Genomic DNA, 26,997 nt, shown 5'->3' on the forward strand with positions numbered 1-26,997 from the left:
CGTTTACAGCTTAAACCGGTATCCTATTTTTGCCGCAACAGTATTGGGAATTGCCTGACTCGTGTAAAAATCAAATTTAATTCCCAAATCAAGTCCGTTATGAAATCTCAAACCCATCCCGGGAGTATAATTAAATCCGCTTTTAATGATACTGTTTGTACTGATCGCTGCCCCTGCATCCCCACTCAAATAGAAGCTATTTCCCGGGTAGAAGCGCAAACCTCCTTTTAAAGGTATCAAATCTATACCTCTATTATAATAGCGCCCGGCTTTAGCGTCCCATGAAAAGCTGAGCTGTTTTTCCGTATGCGAAAATCCAGTTGTTAAAACGGCTTCCAAATACTCATTTAGTAGTTTATATGCGAAAATTTCACCGCCTAACATTAATCCCCCGCTCCAGGCTGCCCCGGTACTAAAGCCAACACCCATTTGCCATGATTGTATTTCTTGTTTGCCGTCAGATGAGCTTTTTTTGTTAAAAGGTAAGCCGTAACCAATCCTTAATCCAATAGTTTGGGCTCCCCTGATCCTTTCAATGTTTTCATAGTGAAGACTGAAATTCAGGCCATTATCCAGTGCAAATCCTACAGATGGAGACCATATAAAGGAATTTCCATAACGCTTCGAACTCAATGCGACGCCCGCGTCTGCCCCCAGATATATGCTTTTTGATACCGATAGTTTCAAGCCGGCCTTAACCGGAAAAGCATTGTAAGATTCTCCGTAGGGGGCCGAATAATCAACCAGGCCATAAATACTTTTTTCAAATAAATGCGTAAATCCAACACCCATGGTAGCAGAGATAGGACCGGCTAATTTTTTTTCCAGGCCTATATCAACTCCGAGTCTTGAACCGAATGTTTTTGAACTGGCTTCACCGCCTGTTACACCAATATTCCATCGCCATGGCTCGTTTTGGGCATGCGCAAAAGAAGTGTTCATTAAAATTAGAATTAGGGGAATGAAAAGTTTTTTTTTCATAAATAAGTTGTTTGAAAAATATTGAAATATTGGATTTGAGACAACTCGATTAAATGCCACCCTTACAGCGAATGGAAAATTTTAAACTAAAAAATTATGGATTGACAGTGCAAATGAGTTTTCGACATGACAAATCAGACCGTACTGATAAGGCTTTAACGCCACCCAACTGGGCCTGAAACACATATTGAATAAGCGGGAAAAACGAAGTCAAGAAAATGGAAACATAGTGATCAGGATAAACTAAAGGGTATATAACGGGTTACATTTTAAATATAAAAGCGATTTTTTAGATTTGAGCATGTTGTCCGACATCCTAAAACTTATTATCGAAAAAGGCGATCTATTTGGAATTACCATTGCTTGCTTTATCTTGTTTTTTACCGCTATTCTTCGCAAAATCAAACAGGATGGCGCGGATGCCAACCAGCATATCAGCTACCTGATCAAACTTTTACGTCTGGTATTCATATTTTAGGTTTGTACCATCCGGTTTAGCGACTTGTTAATTAAAAGAAATCATAGATTTAAGCATTATTGATTATTGAGAGCAGTCGTGATTCGTGCTACCACCGTCGCACATTTCGTCTACACAATTATCATTTTTTCCTGTGCACACAGAGTTATGCAAAACGCCATCTCCTCCTCTGATATACTTTGCGCGTTTTTCAGAAAGGTCAATTACGCCCATTGGGTTTATTTGTGCTAATCTTTCCAGATTATTAACAGGTTCTGAATTTTTTTCATCTTGTCATGATCTGAGTTTATTATAAGTTGTTGTAGCAAAAAATGAGGTGCTTAGCAATGACAGTTCTGAAGCAATTGGATTAATTCACTCTGATTTCAGATGTGTCATTTTTAGTCCTTTTGTTTCTGATTGAAAATTTATTTCCGGTTAGGAAATTATACCTGAGTCCAATTCGAAAATACCGGTCATTCCTGAGCGCAATTTGGCTCAAATATGTTGGGCCAAAATCTTGATAATAGCTTAATTTGTTACGCCCCAAAATGTCATTGATGTTAGCAGTTATGATAAGTTTATCGTTAAGTATAGATGTCCGATAACCTGCTGTTAAGCTGGTAACTTCATACATATCACCATAGTTTATTTGGGATTTTGGACGATAGAATATTCGTAAATCGAACTTGTTCCTTTTATCTATGGAAAAGGATTGGAACGAACTCACATTGTAATTGAAATAATTTATCGAAGTGTTATCCAATAATTTCGTTTCCGTATTTGATGCGGTTAAAGTGTTGGAACAACTCCACCATTTAAAAAAGGTTAAAGGGAAATTTATATTGATGCCAGCATCGTTTTCAAAGGAGTAACTGGTGATCTGGTTTTTTTGAACGAGCCCTTGATCACTTGATTGGGGTACTACCTCTTTCAGATTCTTTTTATAAGAGTCATAAGCGGTAATACTCAGTTTAGATATGTTGTATGACAATTCAAAGTTGTTAAGAAACTGAGGCTTTAAATCAGGTTGTCCGGTAATATCAGTAAATCGGTTTGTGGGGTTCTGATTGGGATTAAAATCAGTATATCCAGGTCTTATAATACGCCTGTTATAACTTAAAACCAGTTGCTGTTTTACCTTGCTCTTAAAGTTATGTTGAATGGTAAAGGCAGGGAAAAAATTTAAATAATTTTTACTAAGGCTCTCGTTAAGTAATGGTGCAATGCCTTCAGAGTTAGTGTTTTCTAACCGACCTCCAAATTGGTAATCGAAGCTCTTATTTGAACCAACAAAGTTTAGATAAGCCGCCGAAACGGTTTCCTTGTAATTAAAATCAGATTTGGTTAGATCGTCATTGAGGCTGTTATCCTGAATCGTGTAATCGAAATTATCCTCGTTTTTGATGAAAGACACTTTGGCACCGGCGTCCATTTCGACTTGTTTGCTGACTTTAATTGAGTAATCCGATTTAACTGAATATATCCTAACTTTATAGTCGCGTATATTGTTAAAAAGCTCATTTTTATAGTTGCCGCCGTCAACAGCATATGCACTCGCCAAAAGTGAATTATTCTCAAATCTGTAATCATTAATATCCAAGAAAAAAGCTATTTCTTCGTTTTTCTTAGCGTTTAGCACATGGCTCAAACGAAGATTCACTGTATTATTATGATTATGCAATAGTCTGTCGCTTCCTTTCGAATTGATTGTCGAATCAATAGCTGTGCTTGTTGAGCTAAACTGCTGTACATATCCTCTGTTATACTCTATATATAAAGGAATATACAAAGAAAAGGTGCCGTCAAATGTTGTGGTCTTGCTTAGGTCAGCATTAAAGCCGAATCTTGTGGATAAAGTTGAAGACTTTGCCAACGAGGTTATTAGTTGATCACGGGTCAATTCCGGATCAATATATTTCAAAGTGTTATCGTTTTGTTGATAATCCTTTTTGAATGAATAATCGATGGAAGCAAAAGTTCTAATGTTGCCTATTCTATAGTTTAAATTAGTGCCGATGCTTGCATACGGCTCATTTACACCAGATACCCCCTTGACTGGCTAAGTTGCTGTCCCATACTTTCGTGTACGTCGCTGGTCATTTTATCCTTTTTAGTGATTATATTGATGACAGCGCCTCCGTTTGAGTCATATTTGACGGATGGATTTGAAATAATTTCTATTTTATCAATTGACTCGGCGACTATATTATTCAAAAAGGACGCTTGTTGTTCTTTAGAAACATACTGACCTTTACCATCAATTAATATTAATACGCCGCCTTTACCGTTTATAACAAGTTCATTTTTTTCGTTGAGATTGACGCCGGGAAGTTTAGGTAACAGTTCAGATAAGGTGTTGCCCGCTAAAAGGCTGTTAGACTCTACCGAAATTATCAGACGGTCTAATTTTATCTGAGGCTGTGCGGTAGCGAAACTGGTTAAGCCAATTAATAAAATTAATAGTAGAAGCGTCAAATTTCTGTTATGCATATTGTGATAAAGAGTTAATAGGCCACTTTAATAGCGCTAATAACCTAGATGATTAAGGTTGTATTGAAAATATGTATAAATCTTCTAAAAAAAGTATGATAGGTATAAAATTTACATGAAATTACCCTTATAATGATGAAATATCTTTTTAACTGGTTTTATTGAGTTTAATACTATGATTTGAAGGTGAATTTTAGATTGAAATCAGATAATTGTTAAAATTTGCATGATTTCTGTTAATAATCTTCTTAATTGAGAATATAAGAAAATATTATTAGTCAATTCGGTTTTATTTCTACTAATTGAAACCAGTGTATTACTATGGTTATAATGCGGATGTTGGGAAGAAACTAAAACGCAAGAATTTCCAAGGTTAATGCTTTCTGAAACTTTTGTATGGTTAAATCATTATTTTTCTCCACATTGTAAGTAGTTCTTTCAGAGTTCCTGCACACTCCATCGAATCTTACCGGATGTTGAAATCCGCCTTATTTTTTTGGTGGGGGCGGGGGTAATGCCTATAATTTAGGATTGCTGAACCGAGAATTATGGCTGATTGTTACGATTGCGTGTCAGATTTCAGCATTGTAAAAAATAAAAACTATAATTATTCTTCGGTTCAAATTGGGTAATCATATACTGCGAAGCTTTGGCAATATTGAAATTTAAATCAAATTCATCAAACTAAAAAATGTCTTAAAAGCAAAAAGCAAGCTCTAACATATAAACGAAAAAGTAACCTAGCGGGTATTACGGGTATACTTACCTGTGCCAAATGAAAAGGTCATGATTTGCGAACCTGGTTTGTGGTTAAATGTTATCAGGAATTCAACCACTAGGTTGCTCATGCTTCTAATAGTAATGAGCGGGTGTAAAAAGGAGGACGCATTTAAGGCGGAATTAAACAAGTCGTTAGTATTGTCTTAAGTTAGGAGGAAAACCTCATTCGGCCGGCGTCACCTGGTCTTTTATATAGCCCTGATGAACATGTATCATACATGGCTAATGCAGGGGGGATTTTTAGTATTTGGTTTGCCGCCAACTCCGGTACTGTTGGTTTTTCTATTACGGATCTATTAAACCTCATACCCCTTAATCAACCTTTAGTTATCGCTGCTGAAAATTTCTGGGATCTGTATAAATGGAACCATTAGGTAAAAGGATTTTCTCGGTTAGCTTGTTAAGTCTACCGCTTGCCTTACGTTGAATATAAACTCGGGTACTATTCGTGCCATAAGACTTATTTAGATCAATAACCGTAAAAACATCGGGCTTTACTTCCAACATCTCGAATTCCCGAATTGGCTTACCGGGCTCATGGATTTGCCAAAAAAGTTTCCCTTGATGACTAACCACCAGATGAGTATCATCGTATTTACCTGCAATTTCTTGATAGCACTTTGCGATCTTATCATTTGGATTGATTTTGCTATCCTCTAACTGCCATTGAACCGAAGCTTTTAATATTGAATCTGCAGATTTATTTAAAATATCCTGCCAAATGAACCGCCGGGTTTCAGCCAAGGCATCTTTTCCTGTGGTTACAGAATCGGGCAATACGCCGGTGCCTTCCCAGCCTACTTGCGAATTAGGTCCAACTACCATTTTAAAAGGCAAGAACACAATAAGATTGTCCTTTAAAGGCACAAATGAACCAGCAATACCCGCTCCTGCTGATGCCTCACCTACAACAGTAGCGCGATGCAGCTTCTGCATTGCGTAAGCAAAGCCTTCGGCAGCTGAACCCGTACCTGGGCCAATAAGTATATAAACCTTTGCTGCAGGATTTCTTTTCCCTGGTACATAAGCGTATGTCCATTCTTGCTCATCCCTGGATCTGTCTTTATAAAAGCCGTTTAAATAAAATTGCTCATCGCCCGCATTATAAAAGTAAGAAGCTAAAAAGCGCCCCATCTGGCCACTTCCGCCTCCGTTTGCCCGTATGTCTACAATTATGTATTTGCTGTAGGCAGCCATATTCATCGCAGCCGCTGCTATATCAAACGCTTCCTGCGTTGCGTAAAACCCACCCGGGATGTTAATATAAGCTACAGACGATAAAGGGTCAAGATCCACGTTTCTAAATCCATAATTCTGCCTTTGTAATTGCTCAAGTTCTGATCCGCTGTTGTTTGCTGCATAAGCCGGTGAGGTTAGGTTTTTATATTGAGACTCGTTCTGCAAGACGTGGAGGTGTACATCTCTGTGGACTTGTTGCAAATCTGCGGTTAATTGTTCGGCTAATCTTTGTTCTGTCAGGTTAAGATATTTTCCATCGCGTTCATTTTTCAACAACGCATTTTGGTATTGTATTGAAATCTCCGGAAAGGGGTAACGCTCAATCAGCGCAGCCGTAAGTTTTTCGACAATTTCACGAGCATCTGTTTTGTTGACGCTTTGCGCATTAACATAATGCGGGGAGAAAAACAATATTATTGTAATTATAAACAGGCAGCTAACAACTGGGGTAAAGGGGTATCTGGAATTCATATATTGCTACAAATATAATTATCCGAATGATATTGTGCTATAATATGGCCAGCTATTCCTAGCATGTATTGCCCTGACCACAATTGATTCAAATAATGTATTTGATCTTAAAAAAACACCTACCTCATGTATAAGGTGTGAAATATTATTTTTTGCTTCTCCAACCTTTGCTTCCACAATCGCCGCATGGTGCGGTGAGGATTAAAGTAAAGTATTATGTTGTCCTCAATTTCCTGGCAGCACTATCTCATAGCTGTTGTAATCATTACTATTTCTTATTATCTGTATGTCGTTCTCAGGTATTTTCAAAAAGAAATAGAACATCTATTTAACCGCAAGCCACAAACCGCTGGGATATTTTCAACTGCCCAATCTCCTAATATTTCCGTTATGGGTCAGGTAAAACCTGATATTGGCGTAACTATTGGCGAAACACAAAACTTACCCTTTGCAGATGTTTTACCTGATGATCCCAAAGAAGAGATCACCGGCTTAATTCGTGAGACTAGTATACACACTGACCCCTCTTCAGAATTAGTTTCTGAAGCAGGTACCCTGATTGAAGCATTTAGGGACGTCGACGACAAGCAGGAATTGTAATACTCGTAGGAATTTTGGTAGGCTCTTATAAAAGTTTTGAGGAGCAAATAGATCTACCGGCCGTACTAAGTCGAATAGTGGAAATTTCCAAAGACAAATTAAAATTCACAATTGCCCTATCAGACTTTCAAAATACCTGGACATAGGAAGATTATCCGTTCACATCAAATTCAACATTATGAAATCTCAAAAAAAAGAAATCGGTTTAATAGCGGCAATTTTTTTAAGGCACTTCATCGCAACGATTACCTTATTGATAATTAGCCTTGGCCTATATGCGCAGGATGGTAATTCAGGTATTACCGCCGCTACCAGTCAGGTCAAAAGTTATTTTTCCACAGGTACAAGCCTAATGTATGCTATTGGTGCGATAATGGGCCTTGTAGGCGCAATCAAAGTATTCAAAAAATGGAATGACGGCGAACATGATACCGGCAAAGTAGCTTCAAGCTGGTTCGGCAGTTGTATATTTTTAGTGGTAGTAGCCACGGTATTGAAATCATTCTTCGGCGTATAAATTTATATCATGGCATTATATCAGATCAATAAGGGAATTAACAAGCCAATAGAGTTTAAAGGTTTGATAGGACAATATATCGGCTACCTGGCGGCAGGCCTTGTATTATTGCTGATTGGGTTTGCTATTATGTATATCGTGGGTGTGCCGGTAATTTCATGCATCATAATTATCTCCGTGTTAGGCAGCGCTCTTTTTTATCAGGTATTCAAATTGAGCCATAAATACGGCGAACACGGATTAATGAAGAAAGCAGCCAAAAGATACTTGCCCGGGCATTTGAAGTTCACTACACGAAATATCTTTTTACAACTAAAGAAATAATCATGGCATCACACAGCAAAGCAGAGCAGGTATTTCCTGTATATAAAGTGGAGCATAACTGCATGGTCTCCGCAAACGGCGATCTCACCATTGGCTATAAAGTGAACCTCCCTGAAATTTTTACCCTGTCAAATGACGAATATCTGGCTTTTCACGAGGTAATAATAAAAGCGTTAAGATTACTTCCTAAAAACACGGTATTCCATAAGCAGGATTGGTTTATCAACGATCAATATGAAGCTGTCTTTGCTAAAGAAGGAAGTCAGCAAGTTAAAACTTTCTTGTCTCACTCCAGTGAGCGCTATTTTCATGAACGTGAGTTTCTGCATCATCACTGCCATATCTTTTTAACCAAAAGGCCCGATAAGTTTAAACAATATTCAAGTGCAGTAAGTTCATTAATGCGTAAACGCATTGTGCCGGTACAAACTACCTGCGACGAATTATTCATGGACTTTCAGGATAGTGCCGGCCAGTTTGTTAGGCTGTTATTGGATAGTGGTTTGATAACACTTACACAGCTGAATGACGATGAGTTAGCCGGAACGTTAAACCAGTCAGGTGTTTTGGAGCAGTATTGTTTTTTGCTGAATCAAAACGAAGCGCCAGTAATTAAGGATATACATATTCAGGATGAGATCAGGATCGGTGATAACCATTGCCAGCTTTATACTTTAAGCGATGCAGAAAACTTGCCACCCTTATGTGGCCCGAGAATTACTTATGATAAATATAGTACGGATAAAACTAAGTTTAGTACCGGCTTTGCAACGCCGATAGGCGCCTTGTTAAAATGCAATCATTTATACAACCAGTATATCTTTATTGGTGACAGCCCGCAAACGATCAAAAAACTGGAAGCAAAGAAATTACGCTTGCAATCTCTCTCAGCATATTCACGGGAAAATGCCATTGGCCGGGATGCTACGCACGATTTTTTAAACGAGGCGATAAGCCAGCAGCGGTTACCGGTAAAAGCGCATTTTAATGTGCTAGCCTGGACCGATAACCTTGCGTTCTTAAAAGACCTCAAAAATAAGGTTAGTTCATCGTTGGCTCAAATGGATGCACAACCCAAACAGGAAACCGACGGGGCCGCGCAAATTTGGTGGGCTGGATTACCCGGTAATGAGGCAGCATTTCCGATGAACGATACCTTCGATACGTTTGTAGAGCAGGCTAGCTGTTTCTTAAACCTGGAAACGAATTATCAATCGAGCATAAGCCCTTTCGGCATTCGTTTAGGCGACCGCTTATCCGGTAAGCCCGTTCATGTGGATATTAGCGATGACCCGATGACTAAGGGAATTACTACTAACCGCAATAAATTTATATTAGGTCCTTCAGGCAGTGGTAAATCGTTCTTCACAAATCATTTGTTAAGAAGCTATTTCGAACAGGGGGCGCACGTGGTTTTGGTTGACGTTGGACATAGTTACCAGGGACTTTGTGATTTTGTTGACGGTTATTACTTCACTTACACCGAAGATGAGCCCATTAGCTTTAATCCATTTTACATAGCAGACGGCGACGTTTTAGATACTGAAAAAAGGGAAAGCATAAAAGCCATGATTTTAGCGCTATGGAAGAAAGAGGACGAGGGTGTACAACGGTCTGAATATGTGGCGATATCAGATGCTTTATACCATTATTACGAAAAACTAAAAAGCCATCCTGAAATTTTCCCTTGCTTTGACAGCTTTTACGATTTTTTGAAGGGGGACTTTTATGAATCTATGAAGCAATCAAAAGTGAAAGATGAACGTTTTGATATAGATAACATGTTATTCGTATTGAAGCCATACTATAAAGGTGGTGAATATGCCTGCTTGCTGAATGCAAAAGAAAATCTCGACCTTTTGCAAAAGCGTTTTATTGTCTTCGAATTAGACAATATTAAAGATCATCCAATTTTATTTCCGGTTGTTACGCTCATTATTATGGAAACATTCGTTTCTAAAATGCGCAAGCTTGCCAAGGATACCCGGAAGATGATCCTGATAGAAGAGGCATGGAAAGCAATCGCGCGGGAAGGTATGGCGGAGTACATTAAATATCTCTTTAAAACCGTCCGTAAATATTTCGGTGAAGCATTGGTGGTTACCCAGGACATCGAAGATATTATCAGTTCGCCAGTCGTTAAGCAGGCTATTATTAATAATAGTGATTGCAAGATCTTATTGGACCAGCGAAAATATCAGAATGACTTTCCTAAAATACAGCAGCTATTAGGTATTACGGATAAAGAAACGGCGCTCATTATGAGCATGAACCGCAACAATGATGAAAGCCTGAAATACAAAGAAGTTTTTATCAGCTTAAATGGCCAGTTATCAAAAGTTTATCGCACCGAAGTAAGCCGCGAAGAGTACTGGACCTATACTACAGAATCATCGGAAAAAGCAAAAGTTCATGCCTACACAAAAAAATTAGGCAGTGTTAAGCTTGCGATAGCCGCGATCGTTAGAGAAGAATTAGAACAAGCAGCATAAACTAAAACCCATAATTATGAAAGCCTTAACATTTTTAATCGTATTGCTTGCCATATTATTTACTCGATGTAAAAGTAAGAGTACAACTCAGGACTTTTCTGGTACTTACGTTTTGCAAACAAAAGGTGAATATGCAATTGATTACGATACCCTAATTGTTTCCGCAGACCACAAAAGCGCTAACACATATAACATCCAAAACAACTCTGGATTTCAAAAAATACGTAACGGTGTCATCATGCTAAAGGAATTTAAAAAGACATCTTGGGTTGCAAATTGGAATGAAGATAAGCAGCTATTATCTGAAACTGATTTGGGCAGACAAATTCAGTTTAAGGATAACAACAAAACTTTGGTGCTCAAAAATTCTACCTACCAAAAAATCAAATAACATTTCCTACATATCACTAAGTAATTCCTGTAAATAAACAGGGATATGGGAGGCTTTTATGAAAAATTTACTTGTAAAAATAGTGTCATTGATAGTATTACTTGCAATCACATTACCCTCGCAAAAGGCAAAAGCACAATTCGTGATTGGCGAAGTAATAAAACTTACAGTAACCAAAGTAATTAAGGCAATAGACCTTAAAGTACAGCGAATGCAGAATAAAACAATATGGCTGCAAAACGCACAAAAAGTCATTGAAAATCAAATGTCAAAAACCCGGCTAACTGAAATTTCGGGCTGGACAGAGCAGCAGAAGCAATTGTACAGTAGCTACTATACAGAATTAGGGAACATTAAAGCCACTATTTCTAAATATCAGCGCATAAAGGATATTACTTTAAAACAAGCGGCTTTGGTAAGCGAGTATAAACAAGCCTGGAACCTGTTTCGGCAGGACAATCATTTCAACCCGCAGGAGTTGAGTTATATGCAACAGGTTTATACCGGCATTTTAGACGCGAGTGTGAAAAACCTCGATGAGATCATGCTCGTTGTTAGTCCTGCAAAAACGCAAATGACGGATGAACAACGTTTAGAATTGATCAACAAGGCCAGTGACCATTTGGATGAGAACTATAATGACTTGCACCAATTCAATAATCAAGGCATACAATTGAGCCTGCAACGCAGTAAAGATTTAAGCGATACACAATCAATTAAAAAGCTTTATGGAATCAATTAATCGAATAAAGATACGGGCGGACGAGATTCGGCGCAAAAGCAAGAAGTTGCTGGCCTTTACTGCAATGACAGTTGCTGCCTCTGCATTGGCAACAACAGTCAGGGCGCAAACCTTTGCCAAGTGGTTTCAGCAAAAAAGTACCCAAAAGAAATATCTTTTACAGCAGGTAGCCGCTTTACAGGTTTACGCCGCTTACTACAAAGTTGGTAATAATATCGCTCATAACGGCCTGGGGTCAATTACAGGTTCGCTGAAATCAGAAAATGGGTTACACACAATATATTACAACAATCTAAATAATGTTAGCCCTGTAGTAAGGAATACTAAACAGGTAAATGATATACTGCAATGGCAGAAAGATATTCTTGTACGCATGAACACCCTTGACAAAACTGCGAATCTTAACGATGTTGAGCGAAAATATATCATACAGGTTAAAGCCGCTTTATTTAAAGATTGTGATCAACAGATTACCGAGTTACAAAATGTGGTTACCGACAGCAAACTAAAGATGAGTGACGAAGAACGGTTGAAACACATCGGAGTAATTCATTCCGCTATGCAAAATAATTACCGTTTTGCCTCTGCATTTACTGACCATGTGAAAGTTTATGAGGCGCAGCGTGTACAGGAAAATAATAATGTGATCTCCGAAAAGAAGATTTACGGGATTCAATAAGTAAAGAAATTATGAAAAGGCAAATCAAGCAGATCGTAATTATACTGGTGTTTTTCTTTTGCCTGGGTACGGCAAAGATTGCCAGCGGACAGGTTCAGGAAATGCAGCAACTAATCTTGGACATTGAAAAACTAACCCAGTTAAAAGGCATATTAAGCGACATGAAAGCGGGTTACCAGATCTATCAGGAAGGCTATGGCAGTATATCCCAACTTTCCAAAGGTAATTTTGACCTGCATAGCGTTTACCTGAATGGCTTGCTTTCCATAAACCCCACTGTAAAAAATTACGGCAGAGTAGCCGAAATAATTTCCCAGCAGGTCAGTTTGATTAGCGAGTATAAAAGCGCCTATAAGCAATTTCAGCAAAGCGGCTCATTTAGTGCAAGTGAATTGAACTACATCAGTAATGTATATACACAGCTTGTCAATCAAAGCCTTCAAAATCTGGACGATCTGACTAATGTGCTTACCGCAGGTAAACTGCGAATGTCCGACGATGAAAGAATGCGGGCGATTGACCGCATCTATGCCAGCAGTTCAGATAAACTGCAGTTTCTCCGGCACTTCAATCGGCAAGGCGTTTTGTTAAATATTCAGCGCAGCAAGGATATAGGCGATACCCGAACGGTGAAACAGTTCTATGGTATAAATAACTAATCCCAATTTTATGAAACCTCCATTTATGGAAGCTTCATCACCTCTTAAAAACAAATATTAAGATGAAAAAGAAGATTTATTTAACCGCAATTCTTGCGGTAACGGGGATAGCTTTTCCTTTATTTTCCAAAGCAGACGGACTTGCCACAGATATTCAGGGCTTGCAGGGAACTTTGAATGGCGTTTATAACGATATGCTGCCCATGTGTAGTCAACTCATTGGTGTGGGCCGGGCAGTCGCCGGATTTGGTGCACTTTTTTATATAGGAAGCCGTGTATGGCGACAAATAGCCAGCGCAGAGTCGATAGATTTTTATCCCCTAATGCGCCCCTTTGCATTGGGTTTAGCAATTCTTTTATTTCCCACAGTAATTGCTATTATCAATGGTATCATGTCGCCCACTGTAAGCGCCACCGGCGGTATGGTGCAAAATTCTGATGCCGCCATTGCAGCCTTATTAAAAGCAAAAGAAGCGGCGGTAGAAAAGACAGACACCTGGCAAATGTATGTTGGTGCTGATGGCGATGGCGATAGAGATAAATGGTACAAATATACCCATCCTGACGATCAATATGGCAGTAAAGAAGGTATACTTGCCAGCGTAGGCAATGATATGAAATTCGCCATGTCCAAGGCTTCTTACAATTTTCGCAATTCAGCTAAGCAATGGATGTCGGAAGTATTGCAGGTGTTGTACGAAGCAGCGGCCTTGTGTATCAATACAATTCGAACATTCTACTTGATCATTCTTGCCATATTGGGGCCCATCGTATTTGGCTTGGCAGTCTTCGATGGTTTTCAGCACACCTTGACGGTGTGGCTGGCCAAATACATCAATGTATTTCTTTGGCTTCCGGTAGCAAATATATTCGGTGCAATCATCGGTAAGGTGCAGGAAAACATGCTTAAACTCGACATTACCCAGGTCCAAAGTGCTGGTGACACTTTCTTTAGTTCAACCGACACTGCCTATCTCATCTTTTTAATTATAGGTATCATCGGATATTTTACCGTACCGAGTGTAACCAATTACATTGTAAATGCGGGTGGCGGCAATGGTCTGCTTCAAAAGGTAAACAGGATCGTCAGCAGTACAAGCCAGTCTGTCGTCGGTGCAGCTTCAGGAGGCAGCAGTATGGCCGCTGATACATTCGGCAATCAAAAATCCAACACCAGTATGAGCATGGCCGACAGCGCCGTATCAAAGCCATATTTTCAGGACAAAGGCAGCAACCCTAATAACGGACGGGCAAGCAAGATAGATCCACAACAAGCCTAATTATTTACCCAAAATTTAATAATCATGTTTACACATCTCAAAAACATTGAAACAGCCTTTAAGCACATCAAGCTATTCAGCTATTTTTTGATATCAGCTTGCACCATTATATCATGTTTTGCACTTTATAAAAGTTATCAGGCAGCAAGCATTGCAGGAAGCCATATTTACGTTCTGACTAACGGCAAGGCGTTAGAGGCTTTTGCAGCCGACCGGAAAGACAACATACCGGTAGAGGCCAGAGATCATATCCGAATGTTTCATCATTATTTTTTTACCCTTGACCCTGATGAAAAAGTAATAAATGCCAATATAGGCAAGGCCTTATACCTGGCTGATGAAAGTGCCAGAAATCAATACAACGATTTAAAGGAAAAAAGCTATTACAACAATCTGATTTCCGGCAATATCAGCCAACAGGTTACCGTGGACAGTATTCAAGTGGATATAAACCAATATCCTTATTACTTTAAATGCTTCGCCACGCAAAAGCTGATCCGTTCCACTTCCACGGCGAACCGCAGCCTGATCACTCAGGGATATTTGCGCAATGTAGCCAGGTCGGACAATAACCCGCATGGTTTTTTAATCCTGCATTGGGAAACATTAGCAAACAGGGACATTACTATTCAACATTAAAGCTATGATATTATCTAATAGTAAAAGGTCAGCACAATTAAGCGACAAGGTTGCGGCTTCGCTGGCAAAGCAGATTATCAATTTTCAAGTACGATTTGCGACCTGGCTTAACAGTTGGTTTAACACTTATTCTATTCGTCAAAAGAAACAGATAACAATCGCAATCGGGTTGTTAACTGCTATCATATTAATCAGCAGTTCATTCTGCAGCTTCTATACTATACCCAAATTATCACAAAATTATACCTCTGCCCATATCGGCCAGGCTTCGGAATTTCCCGATCCCCAATTTATCAAACGTCAATTAACAGATTCATTAACTAAAAAAAGTAAACCATGAATGCAGTATTAAACAGCGGTCAATTGCCGCAGCATACTCCTGAATTTTTGAAGGAGCGCAAATTTTTAGTCATTATGCCCCTGCTTATTATTCCATTTTTAACGATGGCATTTTGGGCATTGGGTGGCGGTAAACAATCCGCGTCAGCCTTTGAAAATTCTAATGCGCAGGGATTAAATGCCACATTACCGCAAGCGCAGTTTAAGGATCAAAAAGCCCAGGACAAAATGGGCGTTTATCAAACTGTTAAAACGGATTCCGCAAATTCAGCTAATAGCGGTGTTAGTGAAAGTTTCGTTAAATCCATGGGACTGGACGCAGCGAAAGCCGGGCATATTGATTCTGCTACGCAGCCTTCAACCACTAACCTCACAGGCGGACCAACTGTAGCGGATACTAATGAAGCCAAAATTCAGGCAAAGCTTGCTGCTATCAATCAGCAGATCAACCAGCCGGAACCAACGAACTATGGCAGCGGTGCAGCAGCACCTCAATCTGCTGCCGATGTAAAAAGACTGGAATTAATGATGAAAGCCATGAACGGCAACGGCGGCGGCAACGACCCTGAAATGAAACAGCTAACCCAAATGCTTCAACAAATTAATGAAATACAAAATCCCGGCAACGCCAATAATAGACTGCGTAACGAATCCCTGAAAAATCACGGGCGTGTTTATGCGATAATGGCTGCAAATGATGATGACGACGATAATTCCGCAACTGATAAAATGAAGGTTAGCTACGCTTCCTACGACGGCGGTGGCAAGTCAAAAAAACATCGAACTGCGAATACAGCTGAAACAGCAGGCAATACGATTCAGGCAGTTGTACATGAAGATCAGACATTGGTAACCGGCGCGGTTATTAAATTAAGGTTGTTGGATGGTATTTATGTAAATGGCAAAATGATACCAAAGGGGAGTTTTGTATATGGCACCTGCGCTCTCAATAATGAACGTTTGGAAATTAAAATTGAAAGTATTCGCTATCTCAATAACATTCTGCCGGTCGCCCTCGCAGTTTATGACCTTGACGGAATGGAAGGCTTGTATGTTCCTGGTTCTATTGGAAGGGATGCTGCAAAAAATGGCGTGGGCGATGCTGTTCAATCTATGCAACTTATGTCAATGGATCAGTCCGTTGGCACACAGGCCGCCAGCGCAGGGGTTGAAGCCGCTAAAGGCTTATTCAACCACAAGGTGAAGCAGATCAAAGTTAAAGTAAAGGCCGGTTACGAAGTCCTTTTAAAAGACAGTAACGACCGAGACAATTAAACGAAATACCATGAGGACATCATTCATTATTTTCATTCTTGGTGCCTGGGGAACAGTTGCCTACGCGCAGGATACGGCTTACGTGAGCCGTGATAAAACGACAGCTTTGTTCTTTAACTCCACTGTTAAAATGATCAGCAGGTCAACGCCGGATCTCGATGTTGACCAAAAGGAAAATACCTTGATTACAATTAAAGCATTTACTACAGTTTTTTCACCGGCCTGTATTGATGTGCAGGAAGTTAGCACTGCAAAAATCTATCACATTCCGGTTGAATTTTCCTGCGGCCGTGCAGGAAGACGAATTGAAGTTAACGGAGCGCCAATGCCAGTTAGAGCTATCAAAACTGCCGGTTTTAATTATAGTGCAGTTATTAACAAATTAGCCGAAGGTAAACGTAGAGATGTGATAGACCATGAAAAAACCGGAGGTGTAAAAGCCTGGGTTGATAAACTATCTCTTGCCGGTAACCGGATTTTCTTTAGGCTGGATGTTCGCAACAAATCCAATCTGCCTTATGAAATTGATTTCGTACGCTTTTATATCAGGGATTTGAAAACGGTTGCGCGGATGGCAACACACGAACAGGAGATTGTGCCGTTAATTACCACACTCCATAAAAAGACTTCAATCGCCCATAAACGGGAGATTGCAAAAATTTTTGGCTTCCACCGTTTTTCTCTTTCTGAAGACCAGGCGCTAAACGTTGAATTATATGAGCGAAACGGTAACCGCCACATTTACCTGCAAATCACACAAAAGGATCTGGAAGATTTAAAGACAATTGCCCCGGCAAAGCAGCAACCGGGAAATGCTTCAGTAGCTGCTAATAAACTTTAATTAACCATTTATTTCATTTTTAATCTTTAAGTTATGAACACTCAAAATGCTGAATTTTTGAAAAAAAGCTTGTTCAACCTCGGCTTTGGGGATACCCTGAATGCACATTTGGACAAAGCAATGAATGCGAAGGAAAAAGAATTTACTTTAGGCGTTCAGCATCAGTTTAACCAGAAAACGGTTGACTATACTTTGCATTTTAAGGCTGGCGATAACCAGGACATGTATTTTTTTAACAAATACGATGCAACCATCAACCATAAAGATGATCCGGCAAAAAATATCGACCAAACGTTTTTTATTAATAAAGGAAGCGGCATAACAGCCAAAGAAGCCTTCAACCTGATGGAGGGCCGCGCCGTTCACAAACAGCTTTACAATTTAGAGGGGCAAAAATACCAGGCCTGGTTGACGCTGGATGATAAGAACCTGACCGATAACGGCAATAAAAAAATCAAACATTACCACGAAAATTACGGCTTCGATCTCGAAAAGGTAATTGCCGGAAAGGGTATCAAAGAACTGCAGGACCCAAAAGCGAAAGAAGAATTGATGTACTCTTTGAAGAAAGGCAATACCCAACAAATCACCGTAACAGAAGACGGCAATCAATTCAAATATTTTATTGCCGCAAATCCTCAATTTAAGACCATTGACCTTTTTGATGACAAGATGAAAAAGCTTAAACGGGAGGTATTACTGCAGCCCGAAACTAAAACGAACAACCGCATTAAAGCAGGTGAGCAGCACAAGGAGGATGCTGCTGTAAAAGAGCAATCACGTAAAGCCAAGGTCCATGTTTAAACAAATCCTGAAACAGGTCAATTGCTGACCTGTTTCTTTCTAAAATTGAAACCATGGGAACTCAAACTAAAAAATATAATCCACTCAGGAGTATAAGTGAGCAGCAATGGCTGAAGTTAATTAAACTGCTTACAGAAAATGTTTTAGCATTAAATAGCAGGAGGCTTTCAAAAATAGAACTTTTGTATGCCGATGGCGGACATTATCCTGCCGCTTATTTTCGTTTAACAAGTGTTTTGGATGAACAGATTGATAAAGATTCAAAAAAAGAAGTTTCAGGATTTGTATTCGGTTTTAACAATGAATGGGATGATGACGTTTACATTCACCCCTTAACCGCACAAGGTTACCAGGAAGACTGGTTAGTAGAAAATGGAATCACATCTTTTTTTACTTACCATGAGGTGGGTGTAAGTAAACTGCATAAATTTCTCGATCAGGAATTAAGGATTTGGAACGCGAACCAAAGTGTAAATGTTTGGGAAGGGATTATTAATGAATGGCGTTTATTATGGCAAGAATAATTCAATCCTAAATCACTTTAAAAATCAGGGTATTATATATGTTCGTAAAACAGTTATTCGAAAAGTTGCTGTCCTCCGGTATAATAGGTTTTGCGTTTATCGATTTCAGCTTTTAGGATAGGCTCACCGGAAGGTGTAAGGTCATGTTTGGGCCGGTGGACCTGAAGAAAATCACGCTCCTTCTCGGTAATGGTATCAGGGAAGTTTTTAAAAATGTGATTTTCTGCGGCTGTAAGAACTTTTTCGATAGCTTTCGAAAGCACATCGATCATCTTCTCCGGAATTTTGTCAGGTTTGGGGTCTTCGCGGTAATATGACTGCTTCCCCTTTCATAAAATGAGGTTAATAGGCCCCTGCTAATATTGTCTCTGCTAATGAGGATGACCTCTGGTCTTTGCCACACTTTCTTAGGTGTAGTAGTTTTTTTTCTCCATAGATCATCAAAAATCTTATCGAATTATAGAAAATTATTTCTCAATAAATCTGTAGCTATGAAATGTAGCGATTGAAAGTGGCGCCACTGACCGGGATCGGGATATGATTGGGATCGTATTTATTTATAATATGCAAAGATCCACCCTCGGTAAAAGTGGGATTATTTCCTCCGCCATTCACAGTATCTGCGGCAATTATGATAACTTCCGGCTTGTGCCATTTCTTTTTTACAGCCATAATCCTTTATGTATATATCAATCGATGATTTAAATTTACAAGAATCTTGCTTAGTAAGGAAATATTAATCTTTTTTAAAGATGTACTAATATAATTAGCATATTTGTGCGTAGTTAAATGAGCTAACCTGCCATGTCAGTTAAACAGCAATTTAAGATCAGCTATAAGGATTTGCCGGTTGAGGTAGCGGAACACAATCTTCGCAATGGCAGGGTATTTTCCGCGGAATTTTCCGACGCATCAATTAAGCCGCTAATCATCACCATTGCACATGATTCTAATGACAAAAAATTCTGGACATCTATGCCGGAAGGACGGCAGGAACTGGCGGAGGAAATTGGCAGGCTTATTGCCGATTATATTAGAAATCACAAAGAGCCATATGTTATTATAACGGACAAAAAGTTACCCGTACTGAGTTTATTCGATTAAAAAACCTCGAAAAAGAGGTTCGCCGGTATAACTTCCTAACTACTGGCGTTCATAACGGGTTTAATTTTCGCCCTGCGCGATACTTGTTCCGTCTGCAGACGGAAATGATTTTGATATTGTGCAGGCCGAATGGGGTTATGTGCCAGGTTTTGTTAAGACGCGTGCCGACGCGATTTATTTCGACTGAAGTACACGACGCTGAACTTTAAATCCGAGAACTTGTTTATGAAAGAGGATGGTACGCGTTCGATGTGGGCCGATGCCGCGAAGAACCGTCGCTGCCTTGTTTTATCTACAGGCATTGTTGAATCCCGTCATGTGCCGAAAATTGGTAAGAAGGCATCAAAAAGAAATGGACGCGCTTTTTCAGAACATGCATGATAATCCGTTTAACAAAACCCTTTATAACGTATTAAGTAAGGTCAAAAGGATTAGCTTGATTGGCGTGGATGGAGTGGCTCGTGGGAGGTCTGATCAGGTATTGGCCCTGATCATGCGCATGATCTCTGCCAACAAATCCGGATCGTAAATATTGCGGTTACTTCCCAATCTTCAATGCATTCAATTTTTGCGATGGGTTCTCCATTGATTAACACGACGAAATGACCTTCCATTTGCTCCAAACAGATATCGCTTGTAATTCCGTTTTTGCCATATTTAAAAGTGAGCTGCCGATCTTCAGAAAATCCCTTTCTGGGAAGAATTATGCCATTTTTAATATCTTGCTTTATTCCGGCGGCATAATCCTGGATGCAGTCGACGATTTGCCATACCTCGTTTTCCTGTAACTGGTGCCCATCGTATTTCCACTCGAAAAAAGCGATGCCGCTAAAATGAAGTTCACCCAGAAAACCCGGGTTATCTTCACCCATCAATTCCATATTTTGCATGTAACGTTCACGCATAATTTCAGCTTCAGGGTCACTACGCTCAAACTCCGGAAAACCCAGATAAAGTTGGTAAGTGCCTGTAGATATTAAATCATAATCTTTTTCAATCAGCAATGGTGCTGCTTCGATGATATTCCAGGTGCCGTCTGCACGTTTGATTTGCATATTGATCGGGCTGGTCATTGTACAAATTTAAAAAAGCCACGGAAGCTTGGGTTGCCTGTTTTAAAAAAGAAATTATATTTTAACAATTTGGTGATTAATTTAGGGCACGAATTAAGGCAAGGCGTTATTGTATTTAGATTTCCATAGCAGCCTATCATCTGTAATCATAACTTTTTCTTGGTTATCGGAAATCGCTTATCCACTAACGTAATAGGCCTATATATAAAATCTACTTTTTTTATTGTTGTTCAGAATTTTGAATGTGTCCGGCAATTTGTGATTGCTCATCTTCATCTAAAAAATCTCCCAAATAAGCCCATTCATATTTGTCATCCTGCTTATGTGCGAAGATGCCTATATCTATGGTTTGATCATGATTGCCGTTCAAATAAGATGCTGCAGAATCTTGTGACAGATAGGCATGCAGTTAATAGGCACCGGTATACTGCGTTTGACCGTCTTCTTTATAGAAAAAAGGTTCAATTTTTATAGGAAGTTTTGTTCCGTTTAGTACGTGTTAATTCAACCGTGGATGTAGTAACCAGTATATAATTTAATTGTTAAGTAGGACACCGCCTGATTTATTTGTTTGCGTTCAAACGAGGACATCAATATTTTCCAGGTAAGGCAAGGCCATGGAGGTCTGGATGGAGGCGCGAAAATGCGTAATAAGATGGGTTGAATGATGGAAAAATACTTCAACATAATAGCCGTCTACATCGTATAGATTGATATAATAATCATCAGTATGCCGCTCAGCCAGGAAATTACCTTTAAGTATCTTCTCCATTTTCTGGTAATATCCTAAGTCGTTGAATTTAAGGACGCTCATTTGTGGAAAATTTCACCATTGACCTGCAAATCCCGTGCCTTATCTGTAAACAATAACAAAGGCATCGGGTTGTAACAACATGGAGAATTATGCGATTACGGTAAATATGGACGAAATGGTCCATCATTTTGAAGTCGGAGAATACCTGCACAATGAAGATGGCCAATGTAAATACCGCGTGTTCGAAAATGGCACTTACGTCGCCAGCTTTACGCCGGATGCACATGACTTCCTTCAGATTTGCCAAAATCCCGGCAGTATACAGGAAGAAGTATTACATCTGTTGGCAGATAAGATTGAAGCCCATCATCCGCATGGCCTAAATCATAACATCAGAAAACTGAAAATATGAGAAGTATCTGGACGGGTTCTATAGGCTTTGGTCTGGTAAGTATACCTATTAAATTATTTTCGGCGGTTCAGGAAACAAGGCTGGACCTGGATATGCTGGACAGCCGGGACCATGCGCATATCAAGTTTCAACGGGTCAACGAAAACACAAAAAAGGAAGTCCCTTATGATAAAATTGTTAAAGGCTACAAATGTGACGATGAATACGTAATTATTGAAGATGCGGATTTTGAAGCCGCTGCGCCGGAGAAAAGCAAGGTGATCGAGATTGAAAATTTCGTTGATATCGCCGCAGTAAATCCAATGTATTATGAAACTTCTTATTATACGGCACCAGCTACCAAAAAGAATAAAGCTTATGCTTTGCTGATTGCCGCCCTGAAGAAATCGGGAAAGGCTGGCCTTGCACGATTTGTTCTGCGCAGCACGGAAAGCTTATGTGTGATCTATCCTGTCGATCACGCACTGGTGGTTACCCGCATCCGTTTTGCGCAGCAAATAAGTGAACGGGACGAATTGGATCTGGATGAGAAAGTCGAAGTAAGTAAAAAGGAACTGGATATGGGTTTAGCGCTGATCAATCAGTATACGGAACCCATGGACCTGACCAAATATAAAGATGAATACCACGGTGAGCTGTTAAAGATTATCGAGCAAAAAGCAAAGGGGAAACGCCCGACGATTAAAAAATTAAAACCGAAAGCTGCAAAAAGCGACGACTTATATGATCAGCTGATGAACAGTTTAACAGCAAAGAAAGGAGCATGATGACTAAGCCCGTGCAAACAAGTATTCCGCAGGCAGACGGAAGCGATCGGTATGTGATTATCGAACCTGTAGTACGAAATGATGGAAACCAGAGTTCATATGCCACCGGGATTTTTAAGATTTATAGAGACACTTTCGGAGATGATATAACAATTATTTCTAATTCTGGACAATACGGGAAGCCTGAGGATAGATTACCGGATCGTTACAACCCGGACTATCTGGGAAAATTTGTTTTCAAAGATGTAGATAGTATGCATTTTGAGGGTAACGTATTAAGTCCAACGGAACAGGTGCATCTTGCTGTGTTTATCGGGAGTTATGAGGAATGTAATGCGGAACATTCTACATCTATCATTGTTGATCTATTATGAAAAATCCATTCGAAAAAGAAGATCATACCGGTTTAATTGTTGGTATAGCATTCGGAGTTGCAGCCGGCATAGGCCTGGGTTGGTTATACCTAACGGAAAGTGGTGCCACCTCCCGCAGGCAGATCCGAGATAAGTTTAAAGAAGGAATCAGCGACACAGTAGCAGACTTAATCGATAAAAAGACCTTTATTCCCAAAAAGTTCGCTAAAGTGGCGACGGATGCAGTTATCAAAAAGAAATAACAGATGAAAAAGGAAAAGTCCTTAATTGCAATAGCTGCTGCTGCTGGTATTGCGGGGATTGCTTATGCACTTTGGCCCGAATCTAAAATTCCGTCGGGCGCCATTGTTGACCCCTTTGACAAGGATCGCTATATGGGAAAATGGCATGAAGTGGCACGGCTTCCCAACCTGATCGAAAAGGATTTGCGGGATTTAACTGAAGATTATACGCCAAACGATGACGGTACGATCAAGGTAGTAACACGCGCTTTTAATTCGGCAAAGAATAAACCGGTTGAAGCCACGGGAACCATCAAATTTAAAAGGGCCAAACGCGTGGCCAGTTGGAGGTAGCTTATTTTCTTCCGATATACCTCGATTATAACATTCTGGATATAGACGATCATTATCAGTACGCCATGGTTTCAGGTAGCGGCTTGGGTTATTTGTGGTTGTTATCCCGGGAAAGCAGTATGCCGGAGGAAATGAAAAGACGTTTTTTGGATAAAGCGACTGCCTTAGGTTTCGATATCGAAATGGAATGCCTTTCTACTTTTGCTCCTTTGGTTGCCATGGTTTCCTGGGTTAAATGATTTTTAATGATAACAACAAAGGATTGCTTGGGTTTTATTTTGTTAACGCGGGTAGGGTATGACTTGCCAAAAATGCTGTTAGAAATCCATAGTTATTATTTTACACGCGGTTAAGCAGGTGAACCTCCATGGCGCGTTGCCGCGCGTATCATAAAGGCTCACCAGCTTAACGCGCAGGCGCAACAGCCCAAAGTTTGACGGCGACTGCTTCGCCCGAACAGGGATAGCCCGACTGCGTCTGGGCAAATCCTGTTCTCCGCGCCGCCAAACCACGGGTAGTTTTCCGGTTGTTTGATAAAGGGTGTGTATTCATTTAGATAGGTTTTTTTTAGGTAGCTTTTGAATTTTAGATATAGGTATTTCGACATTCCTCATTCTCCTACCTTGGTCATGACAAAAACCTGTCAATTGCGGTAACACAACTGCAGCTGAAAATTTACCGGTTCACCTTCAGCATATCTAAGCTCCTAATGGAAGAGGTAATCAGCCTTCCTTTATTCTCAATTTTTGTATTGATAAAAGCTCATAATTGCCAGAACGTCTTAGTTATAGATTTAAATTGTTATTTTAGAGAGACACTTTTTAACCATTAACAATAAACCTATGGCTGGCGAAGCTCCAATTTATAATCCCGGTACCCAAGAAATCATGTCACGCATACCAGTTACGACATGGCGAGATGGAACGGTATTAACAAGTTTAAATGATTCAAAGTATTTGGGAGCAATTTATGGACATGATTCAGTAGGCTATTTTAAGTATGGATTTTCAGGTGCGTACCCCGTTAGCAGATTATCCTCGATAAATCAGGATTGTTTTCAGAAATTAATTAATGATCTTGGTTCAACTACAGGCTATATATTAGTCGATAGTATGATTACTATTACCCAAAACATAAATGTACCTGCAAACATAATTTTATCGTTTACACCGAATAGTGGCTTTAACATATCATCCGGTATAACGCTCGTAATTCAGTCCGAACCAATTTGTGACAATCAGCAACTATTTTATGGAGCTGGTGTGGCCATTATACAGGGTGTGACCTGCATACAAGCCCTTGCATTTGGTGCAAAAGCCGACGGTATAGTGTTGAAAGATGGAGCAACAACTGCTTCGTCTAATATCTTCAGTTCTAACAGCGCTGTCTTTACGAATGATGATATTAATAAAATTATATTTATCAACGGAGCAAACACAGGAGGTGCGACCCTCATTGGATATATAATATCAATACAATCCGCCAATCAGGTTACTTTAAGTATAAATGCAGCCGTTGGTGTAGCTGGTGCCGTCTTTGTTTATGGCGTAGACAGTACATACGCGTTTATCAACATTAATAAAACAGCAAGAACACTGGGTAATGGTGCTAAAATTGTTTTTCAAAAAGGGCAAGGCTCATACCTTACAAAATTTAATAATTGGCTTGCCGGCATTCAATGTGCAACTGTTGAAGGAAATGGTGCAAGCATCATGAGCACCTATGGCGCTTATGACGCTACGGCTACAGGTGCTGCGCAGGGATTGGCAATGCCCAGTTGTTACAGTACATTTGATAACAACTATCCATTATTAAGCACCAACTTTTTTGGCTCCAAAATTAATAGCATTAATAACTTTACTGATACTGTTTCCCTGATATCTATCACTGAAATCTCAACATTTAATATTAACGACTGGATTTTAATTTACGGTTATGATAATGAACAGGTAGGTGGCTTTCCACCCGACAGCAGATATTATGAATATGCCCAAATTATTGCGACTGATGCGACGTTAGGAACCATTCAATTGGACAGGGTTATCATAAATAGTTACGATGCTGCATGGCCTGAGAACTTAGCGCAAAACGATTATGGCGTTCCGCGGATAATTAGTCTTAACCGGACTAATTTTACCACCATTGAGTCTTTAACCATGAATGACCTTAGTTTTCTGCCGTTTCCAGGATGGGTTGGAACATCGGCAACGGCAGAAAGAAATGGCCGGGCAAGCTTTTTTGGCTATATCACTGCTCAAATCAATAATGTCATCTGCCCAGCATGTTACATAGGGCAAGGAAAAGATATTGAACTAAACAACTTTAAAGTATCGGTGCAATGTGAAATCGATAAAACCATTGACAGTGTTATTATTAGAAATTCACAGATCAGAGGTCTTACTCAAGGTAGTATTAATAGTTTGAAAGTTTTCAATACAGTTCTGACTGGGCCAACAAATTCAAATGCACGTTCTGTTGAACTATCGGGGAATTATTTCAATTCATCTGCAAATGGCTCGAGCAGTTCCATGATTGCATTAGGGGGGAAAAGAATTGAACGAGTACAGATCGGCACGAATGTATGGAATTGCGTTGACCCTTCAAGAAATTCGTTAATGAATATTACCGGTAGTATTAATTTACCTGTTACATCCGTTGTTGGGACGGACACAATACTTCTGTCTTATGCCACATGGCGATCGGGAACGTCGGCCAGGGGAGTGAGTATGGGGGCAGTTGGGTTTACAGCCACAGGTAAAAAAATAATCGTTACAAGAGTATATCAATACGATGCAACAAATGTAGCGGTTATAGGTAATTTTTCCGCACCTCCAGTAGCAGGTGATTTATTTATATTTAATCTTACAAACGCGGTTAGCATAGATTTTCAACGTAAAATAGGCCCTTATTCATCCTCGGTTAAAGATGTCGAAGAAGCTTCAACTACTGTGGGTTACCGGGGGTATAGATTCAACAGCCCAGTTTTTGGATTGCGAAATATTTTCTTGGATCAGTCTAACATAATAAATGGTGCAAATTCAACAATTAGTTCCAATAACTTTTTCCCATTATTTGGTATACCTATCAAGCTGATCATTGTTGTTATTAAGGCCTATACGGGCCCTGACGTGTCAGCGCACCTCAGAATAACGAACACGACCGACGCAACAGGTGGCACTAAAAATCTGTTAGAACTGATAGATTTAAAAACAACCGGATTGCGGGTGATCGATGTTGGCCAGGTTGTCGGTTCACGGGGAACTGACAATTTAGTTTTAATGGACAGCAGTTATACGCAAATGATCAGGGTGTTGTATAGTGGAGCGTCATTAGGAACTATTACACTTAATGACCCATCTGATGTCCCGATATTTCAACTTCAATTAGAAACATTTAATTATACCTATTGAC

At 39.7% G+C, this 26,997-nt stretch carries 31 protein-coding genes and 1 pseudogene; 23 read left to right on the plus strand and 9 right to left on the minus strand.

What is annotated here, in order from left to right; translation table 11 throughout:
• Window positions 1-3 precede the first annotated feature (3 nt).
• The 4 genes from PQO05_RS10530 to PQO05_RS10545 all read right to left on the minus strand — a co-directional run bounded on the left by PQO05_RS10530 (window position 4) and on the right by PQO05_RS10545 (window position 6,421).
• The gene (locus PQO05_RS10530) at window positions 4-981 is read right to left on the minus strand and encodes a hypothetical protein (RefSeq protein ID WP_273632846.1); all 978 of its coding nucleotides are present in this window, start codon (window positions 979-981) and stop codon (window positions 4-6) included.
• An 827-nt stretch (window positions 982-1,808) separates the two neighbouring features.
• Window positions 1,809-3,362: an outer membrane beta-barrel family protein gene (locus PQO05_RS10535; protein ID WP_273632848.1), complete on the minus strand. Its 1,554-nt coding sequence runs from the start codon at window positions 3,360-3,362 to the stop codon at window positions 1,809-1,811.
• Between the two features lie 113 nt (window positions 3,363-3,475).
• Window positions 3,476-3,931: a TonB-dependent receptor plug domain-containing protein gene (locus PQO05_RS10540; protein ID WP_273632850.1), complete on the minus strand. Its 456-nt coding sequence runs from the start codon at window positions 3,929-3,931 to the stop codon at window positions 3,476-3,478.
• 1,107 nt (window positions 3,932-5,038) lie between these two features.
• Window positions 5,039-6,421: a S41 family peptidase gene (locus tag PQO05_RS10545; RefSeq protein WP_273632852.1), complete on the minus strand. Its 1,383-nt coding sequence runs from the start codon at window positions 6,419-6,421 to the stop codon at window positions 5,039-5,041.
• A 216-nt stretch (window positions 6,422-6,637) separates the two neighbouring features.
• On the opposite strand from PQO05_RS10545, the gene PQO05_RS10550 reads away from it, so the two are divergent.
• The 15 genes from PQO05_RS10550 to PQO05_RS10620 all read left to right on the plus strand — a co-directional run bounded on the left by PQO05_RS10550 (window position 6,638) and on the right by PQO05_RS10620 (window position 18,527).
• Window positions 6,638-7,021: a hypothetical protein gene (locus PQO05_RS10550; protein ID WP_273632853.1), complete on the plus strand. Its 384-nt coding sequence runs from the start codon at window positions 6,638-6,640 to the stop codon at window positions 7,019-7,021.
• Between the two features lie 178 nt (window positions 7,022-7,199).
• Window positions 7,200-7,538 (plus strand): DUF4134 domain-containing protein, encoded by a 339-nt coding sequence (locus PQO05_RS10555; RefSeq protein WP_273632855.1) that lies wholly within the window; start codon window positions 7,200-7,202, stop codon window positions 7,536-7,538.
• Window positions 7,539-7,547: 9 nt separating this feature from the next.
• Complete coding sequence (locus PQO05_RS10560; protein ID WP_273632856.1) at window positions 7,548-7,862, plus strand: DUF4133 domain-containing protein; 315 nt, start codon at window positions 7,548-7,550, stop codon at window positions 7,860-7,862.
• Window positions 7,863-7,864: 2 nt separating this feature from the next.
• The gene (locus PQO05_RS10565; RefSeq protein ID WP_273632859.1) at window positions 7,865-10,354 is read left to right on the plus strand and encodes a TraG family conjugative transposon ATPase; all 2,490 of its coding nucleotides are present in this window, start codon (window positions 7,865-7,867) and stop codon (window positions 10,352-10,354) included.
• Between the two features lie 16 nt (window positions 10,355-10,370).
• The gene (locus tag PQO05_RS10570; RefSeq protein WP_273632861.1) at window positions 10,371-10,745 is read left to right on the plus strand and encodes a hypothetical protein; all 375 of its coding nucleotides are present in this window, start codon (window positions 10,371-10,373) and stop codon (window positions 10,743-10,745) included.
• A gap of 58 nt (window positions 10,746-10,803) precedes the next feature.
• Complete coding sequence (locus PQO05_RS10575; RefSeq protein WP_273632862.1) at window positions 10,804-11,487, plus strand: conjugal transfer protein TraI; 684 nt, start codon at window positions 10,804-10,806, stop codon at window positions 11,485-11,487.
• Entirely contained in the window at window positions 11,474-12,166 is a 693-nt protein-coding gene (locus tag PQO05_RS10580) for a hypothetical protein (RefSeq protein ID WP_273632864.1), read from the plus strand. Before PQO05_RS10575 ends, PQO05_RS10580 begins: the two co-directional genes overlap by 14 nt.
• A gap of 11 nt (window positions 12,167-12,177) precedes the next feature.
• Window positions 12,178-12,825, plus strand: a complete 648-nt coding sequence (locus PQO05_RS10585; protein WP_273632866.1) for a TerB family tellurite resistance protein — start codon at window positions 12,178-12,180, stop codon at window positions 12,823-12,825.
• 62 nt (window positions 12,826-12,887) lie between these two features.
• Complete coding sequence (gene traJ / locus PQO05_RS10590) at window positions 12,888-14,105, plus strand: conjugative transposon protein TraJ (protein WP_273632867.1); 1,218 nt, start codon at window positions 12,888-12,890, stop codon at window positions 14,103-14,105.
• Window positions 14,106-14,129: 24 nt separating this feature from the next.
• A complete protein-coding gene (gene traK, locus PQO05_RS10595; protein ID WP_273632869.1) occupies window positions 14,130-14,744 on the plus strand; it encodes a conjugative transposon protein TraK in 615 nt (204 codons plus the stop codon).
• A 4-nt stretch (window positions 14,745-14,748) separates the two neighbouring features.
• Window positions 14,749-15,084 (plus strand): hypothetical protein, encoded by a 336-nt coding sequence (locus tag PQO05_RS10600; protein WP_273632872.1) that lies wholly within the window; start codon window positions 14,749-14,751, stop codon window positions 15,082-15,084.
• Window positions 15,081-16,358, plus strand: coding sequence for a conjugative transposon protein TraM (traM, locus tag PQO05_RS10605; RefSeq protein ID WP_273632873.1), 1,278 nt, complete (start codon window positions 15,081-15,083; stop codon window positions 16,356-16,358). Before PQO05_RS10600 ends, traM begins: the two co-directional genes overlap by 4 nt.
• A 10-nt stretch (window positions 16,359-16,368) precedes the next feature.
• Window positions 16,369-17,199 carry a DUF4138 domain-containing protein gene (locus PQO05_RS10610; RefSeq protein ID WP_273632875.1) on the plus strand — a complete coding sequence of 277 codons (831 nt, stop codon included), beginning with the start codon at window positions 16,369-16,371 and terminating at the stop codon, window positions 17,197-17,199.
• Window positions 17,200-17,232: 33 nt separating this feature from the next.
• Complete coding sequence (locus tag PQO05_RS10615) at window positions 17,233-18,003, plus strand: hypothetical protein (protein ID WP_273632877.1); 771 nt, start codon at window positions 17,233-17,235, stop codon at window positions 18,001-18,003.
• Window positions 18,004-18,056: 53 nt separating this feature from the next.
• The gene (locus PQO05_RS10620) at window positions 18,057-18,527 is read left to right on the plus strand and encodes a hypothetical protein (protein ID WP_273632879.1); all 471 of its coding nucleotides are present in this window, start codon (window positions 18,057-18,059) and stop codon (window positions 18,525-18,527) included.
• Window positions 18,528-18,580: 53 nt separating this feature from the next.
• Here PQO05_RS10620 and PQO05_RS10625 read toward each other — a convergent pair whose 3' ends face one another.
• A complete protein-coding gene (locus tag PQO05_RS10625; RefSeq protein ID WP_273632881.1) occupies window positions 18,581-18,799 on the minus strand; it encodes a hypothetical protein in 219 nt (72 codons plus the stop codon).
• A gap of 217 nt (window positions 18,800-19,016) precedes the next feature.
• Complete coding sequence (locus PQO05_RS10630) at window positions 19,017-19,199, minus strand: hypothetical protein (protein WP_273632883.1); 183 nt, start codon at window positions 19,197-19,199, stop codon at window positions 19,017-19,019.
• A gap of 132 nt (window positions 19,200-19,331) precedes the next feature.
• On the opposite strand from PQO05_RS10630, the gene PQO05_RS10635 reads away from it, so the two are divergent.
• Both PQO05_RS10635 and PQO05_RS10640 read left to right on the plus strand, forming a co-directional pair.
• The gene (locus tag PQO05_RS10635; RefSeq protein ID WP_273632884.1) at window positions 19,332-19,631 is read left to right on the plus strand and encodes a hypothetical protein; all 300 of its coding nucleotides are present in this window, start codon (window positions 19,332-19,334) and stop codon (window positions 19,629-19,631) included.
• A gap of 225 nt (window positions 19,632-19,856) precedes the next feature.
• On the plus strand, window positions 19,857-20,012 hold the full coding sequence (locus PQO05_RS10640; protein WP_273632887.1) for a hypothetical protein: 156 nt from the start codon (window positions 19,857-19,859) through the stop codon (window positions 20,010-20,012).
• 110 nt (window positions 20,013-20,122) lie between these two features.
• Here the strand turns inward: PQO05_RS10640 and PQO05_RS10645 are convergent, their stop codons facing one another.
• The 3 genes from PQO05_RS10645 to PQO05_RS10655 all read right to left on the minus strand — a co-directional run bounded on the left by PQO05_RS10645 (window position 20,123) and on the right by PQO05_RS10655 (window position 21,476).
• Window positions 20,123-20,704 (minus strand): hypothetical protein, encoded by a 582-nt coding sequence (locus PQO05_RS10645; protein WP_273632889.1) that lies wholly within the window; start codon window positions 20,702-20,704, stop codon window positions 20,123-20,125.
• Window positions 20,705-20,924: 220 nt separating this feature from the next.
• A complete protein-coding gene (locus PQO05_RS10650; protein WP_273632890.1) occupies window positions 20,925-21,074 on the minus strand; it encodes a hypothetical protein in 150 nt (49 codons plus the stop codon).
• Window positions 21,075-21,281: 207 nt separating this feature from the next.
• Window positions 21,282-21,476, minus strand: coding sequence for a hypothetical protein (locus PQO05_RS10655; protein WP_273632891.1), 195 nt, complete (start codon window positions 21,474-21,476; stop codon window positions 21,282-21,284).
• Window positions 21,477-21,597: 121 nt separating this feature from the next.
• Between PQO05_RS10655 and PQO05_RS10660 the strand changes: the two genes are divergently transcribed.
• The 6 genes and pseudogenes from PQO05_RS10660 to PQO05_RS10685 all read left to right on the plus strand — a co-directional run bounded on the left by PQO05_RS10660 (window position 21,598) and on the right by PQO05_RS10685 (window position 26,996).
• Entirely contained in the window at window positions 21,598-21,870 is a 273-nt protein-coding gene (locus PQO05_RS10660; protein ID WP_273632892.1) for a hypothetical protein, read from the plus strand.
• Window positions 21,867-22,637 (plus strand): non-homologous end joining protein Ku, encoded by a 771-nt coding sequence (gene ku / locus PQO05_RS10665; protein WP_273632893.1) that lies wholly within the window; start codon window positions 21,867-21,869, stop codon window positions 22,635-22,637. The genes PQO05_RS10660 and ku overlap by 4 nt, the downstream gene beginning before the upstream one ends.
• Window positions 22,634-23,011, plus strand: a complete 378-nt coding sequence (locus PQO05_RS10670) for a hypothetical protein (RefSeq protein WP_273632894.1) — start codon at window positions 22,634-22,636, stop codon at window positions 23,009-23,011. The genes ku and PQO05_RS10670 overlap by 4 nt, the downstream gene beginning before the upstream one ends.
• Entirely contained in the window at window positions 23,008-23,253 is a 246-nt protein-coding gene (locus tag PQO05_RS10675) for a hypothetical protein (protein WP_273632895.1), read from the plus strand. The genes PQO05_RS10670 and PQO05_RS10675 overlap by 4 nt, the downstream gene beginning before the upstream one ends.
• Window positions 23,254-23,385: 132 nt before the next feature.
• Window positions 23,386-23,825: pseudogene (locus PQO05_RS10680) on the plus strand (lipocalin family protein).
• 603 nt (window positions 23,826-24,428) lie between these two features.
• Window positions 24,429-26,996, plus strand: a complete 2,568-nt coding sequence (locus PQO05_RS10685) for a hypothetical protein (RefSeq protein WP_273632896.1) — start codon at window positions 24,429-24,431, stop codon at window positions 26,994-26,996.
• Window position 26,997: the final 1 nt, after the last annotated feature.

The organism is Mucilaginibacter jinjuensis, from assembly GCF_028596025.1.
GTDB classification, from domain to species: Bacteria; Bacteroidota; Bacteroidia; order Sphingobacteriales; family Sphingobacteriaceae; genus Mucilaginibacter; species Mucilaginibacter jinjuensis.

Coding starts and splice junctions, on each gene's coding strand:
- PQO05_RS10635 (WP_273632884.1), top strand. CDS start 19,332: ATGTCAGTTAAACAGCAATTTAAGATCAGCTATAAGGATTTGCCGGTT.
- PQO05_RS10600 (WP_273632872.1), top strand. CDS start 14,749: ATGATATTATCTAATAGTAAAAGGTCAGCACAATTAAGCGACAAGGTT.
- traJ (WP_273632867.1), top strand. CDS start 12,888: ATGAAAAAGAAGATTTATTTAACCGCAATTCTTGCGGTAACGGGGATA.
- PQO05_RS10675 (WP_273632895.1), top strand. CDS start 23,008: ATGAAAAATCCATTCGAAAAAGAAGATCATACCGGTTTAATTGTTGGT.
- PQO05_RS10645 (WP_273632889.1), bottom strand. CDS start 20,704: ATGACCAGCCCGATCAATATGCAAATCAAACGTGCAGACGGCACCTGG.
- PQO05_RS10550 (WP_273632853.1), top strand. CDS start 6,638: ATGTTGTCCTCAATTTCCTGGCAGCACTATCTCATAGCTGTTGTAATC.
- PQO05_RS10565 (WP_273632859.1), top strand. CDS start 7,865: ATGGCATCACACAGCAAAGCAGAGCAGGTATTTCCTGTATATAAAGTG.
- PQO05_RS10610 (WP_273632875.1), top strand. CDS start 16,369: ATGAGGACATCATTCATTATTTTCATTCTTGGTGCCTGGGGAACAGTT.
- PQO05_RS10570 (WP_273632861.1), top strand. CDS start 10,371: ATGAAAGCCTTAACATTTTTAATCGTATTGCTTGCCATATTATTTACT.
- PQO05_RS10630 (WP_273632883.1), bottom strand. CDS start 19,199: ATGGCTGTAAAAAAGAAATGGCACAAGCCGGAAGTTATCATAATTGCC.
- PQO05_RS10615 (WP_273632877.1), top strand. CDS start 17,233: ATGAACACTCAAAATGCTGAATTTTTGAAAAAAAGCTTGTTCAACCTC.
- PQO05_RS10560 (WP_273632856.1), top strand. CDS start 7,548: ATGGCATTATATCAGATCAATAAGGGAATTAACAAGCCAATAGAGTTT.
- PQO05_RS10660 (WP_273632892.1), top strand. CDS start 21,598: ATGGAGAATTATGCGATTACGGTAAATATGGACGAAATGGTCCATCAT.
- PQO05_RS10670 (WP_273632894.1), top strand. CDS start 22,634: ATGATGACTAAGCCCGTGCAAACAAGTATTCCGCAGGCAGACGGAAGC.
- PQO05_RS10685 (WP_273632896.1), top strand. CDS start 24,429: ATGGCTGGCGAAGCTCCAATTTATAATCCCGGTACCCAAGAAATCATG.
- PQO05_RS10580 (WP_273632864.1), top strand. CDS start 11,474: ATGGAATCAATTAATCGAATAAAGATACGGGCGGACGAGATTCGGCGC.
- PQO05_RS10625 (WP_273632881.1), bottom strand. CDS start 18,799: ATGATCGATGTGCTTTCGAAAGCTATCGAAAAAGTTCTTACAGCCGCA.
- ku (WP_273632893.1), top strand. CDS start 21,867: ATGAGAAGTATCTGGACGGGTTCTATAGGCTTTGGTCTGGTAAGTATA.
- PQO05_RS10575 (WP_273632862.1), top strand. CDS start 10,804: ATGAAAAATTTACTTGTAAAAATAGTGTCATTGATAGTATTACTTGCA.
- traM (WP_273632873.1), top strand. CDS start 15,081: ATGAATGCAGTATTAAACAGCGGTCAATTGCCGCAGCATACTCCTGAA.
- PQO05_RS10640 (WP_273632887.1), top strand. CDS start 19,857: ATGAAAGAGGATGGTACGCGTTCGATGTGGGCCGATGCCGCGAAGAAC.
- PQO05_RS10620 (WP_273632879.1), top strand. CDS start 18,057: ATGGGAACTCAAACTAAAAAATATAATCCACTCAGGAGTATAAGTGAG.
- PQO05_RS10540 (WP_273632850.1), bottom strand. CDS start 3,931: ATGCATAACAGAAATTTGACGCTTCTACTATTAATTTTATTAATTGGC.
- PQO05_RS10555 (WP_273632855.1), top strand. CDS start 7,200: ATGAAATCTCAAAAAAAAGAAATCGGTTTAATAGCGGCAATTTTTTTA.
- PQO05_RS10655 (WP_273632891.1), bottom strand. CDS start 21,476: ATGGAGAAGATACTTAAAGGTAATTTCCTGGCTGAGCGGCATACTGAT.
- PQO05_RS10585 (WP_273632866.1), top strand. CDS start 12,178: ATGAAAAGGCAAATCAAGCAGATCGTAATTATACTGGTGTTTTTCTTT.
- PQO05_RS10545 (WP_273632852.1), bottom strand. CDS start 6,421: ATGAATTCCAGATACCCCTTTACCCCAGTTGTTAGCTGCCTGTTTATA.
- traK (WP_273632869.1), top strand. CDS start 14,130: ATGTTTACACATCTCAAAAACATTGAAACAGCCTTTAAGCACATCAAG.
- PQO05_RS10530 (WP_273632846.1), bottom strand. CDS start 981: ATGAAAAAAAAACTTTTCATTCCCCTAATTCTAATTTTAATGAACACT.